This window comes from Pseudomonas sp. Sample_9 (assembly GCF_004307535.1).
In the GTDB taxonomy this organism is placed as follows: Bacteria; Pseudomonadota; Gammaproteobacteria; order Pseudomonadales; family Pseudomonadaceae; genus Aquipseudomonas; species Aquipseudomonas mercuritolerans.
Map to the genome: position 1 here is coordinate 1 of NZ_RAZO01000203.1, position 1,576 is coordinate 1,576.

At 63.0% G+C, this 1,576-nt stretch carries 1 protein-coding gene; it reads right to left on the reverse strand.

Going from position 1 to position 1,576, the window contains the following annotated elements; genetic code table 11:
* Positions 1-235: 235 nt before the first annotated feature.
* On the reverse strand, positions 236-1,576 hold a 1,341-nt coding region (gene pabB, locus D6877_RS11115; protein WP_241662885.1), incomplete at its 5' end, for an aminodeoxychorismate synthase component I.

Sequence of the window (1,576 nt, forward strand, 5' to 3'; positions counted from 1 at the left end):
AGAGCTGAAGCAGGAATTTCTCAAGGCCTCTAATAGAGAGTTGAGTTTGTAGTCGTCTGGAAGGACGTCTTCGCGAGCAGGCTCGCTCCCACACGATGATCGTTCCCACGCTCTGCGTGGGAATGCCTCATCGGACGCTCCGCGTTCGGCTTTTGAAAGGGACGCGGAGCGTCCCGGGCTGCATTCCCACGCAGGAGCGTGGGAACGATCGGTGTGGGAGGCTGCTCGCGATGCTTCAGAGGTTCTGCAGGGTATCGAGCAGGATCCGCACTTTGGTCATCGACTCCTGATACTCCGCCTGCCAGTCCGAATCGGCGACGATCCCGCCGCCGCCCCAGCAGCACACCTGGCCATCCTTGACCAGCAGACTGCGAATGGCGATGGAGCTGTCCATCTCGCCGCGCACGTCCAGATACAGCAACGAGCCGCAATACAGACCGCGCCGGGTTGGCTCCAGCTCGTCGATGATCTGCATCGCCCGAATCTTCGGTGCGCCGGTGATTGAGCCGCCGGGGAAACTGCCAGCGATCAGGTCGAGCGCATCACGATCCGTCGCCAGTTCACCGGTCACGCTGCTGACCAGGTGATGCACGTTCGGATAACTCTCCAGACTGAACAACTCCGGCACCCGCACCGAGCCGATGCGGCAGGCGCGCCCGAGATCGTTGCGCAGCAGGTCGACGATCATCAGGTTTTCCGCGCGATCCTTGGGGCTGGCCAGCAGTTCGGCGGCGTTGGCGGCGTCCTCGGCTGGGGTGACGCCACGGGGGCGGGTGCCCTTGATCGGACGGGTTTCGACTTGGCGCTGGCTGACTCTGACGAAACGTTCCGGTGACAGGCTCAGCACTGCGCCTCCATCGGGCAGGCTCTGAAAGCCGGAGAACGGCGTCGGGCAGGCCTGACGCAAAGCGCAGTAAGCCAGCCACGGATCGCCTTGGCATTCAGCACGAAAGCGTTGCGCGAAGTTGACCTGATAGCAGTCGCCGGCCTGGATGTAGTCCTGAATGCGTTCGAGGGCCTGACGGTAATCGTCGGCCGAGAGATCAGCGGCCATGGGGGCGTTGAGTTTGAAGGGCGCCAGCGCGTTAACTTGAGGCTGAGTGAACAGCGCGACCAATCGCTGCCGTTCACTGTCGACAAGCGTTGGATGAAAGACCAATTGGCTGGTTTGCCCGTGGTGATCGCTGATCAGCGCCCAGTCGTACAGGCCAAAACGCGCATCGGGCAGTTGCAGGTCATCCAGCGCCTGACTTGGCAGGTTTTCCAGATGCCGGCCGAAGTCGTAGCTCAAATAGCCGATCAATCCGCCGGCGAACGGCAATTCGGATCCGGCGGGCAACTGCGCTTCGCCCAAGCGGCTGAGGTGGTCACGCAGGCGCTGCAGAAGGTGCGCGCCGCTTTCCTCCGGCAACACCGCCAGTTGTTCCAGCGGCCAGGCGCTGAGCAAGTCATATCGGCCGCGTTCAGCGCTCGGCCGGCCACTGTCGAGCAGCACGGCGCCGGGGGCATTGCGAATGGCCGCGAAATAGTCGGCGGGATTGGCGCGGTAGGGCAGTGGGTGTACGGAGCAGGTCAA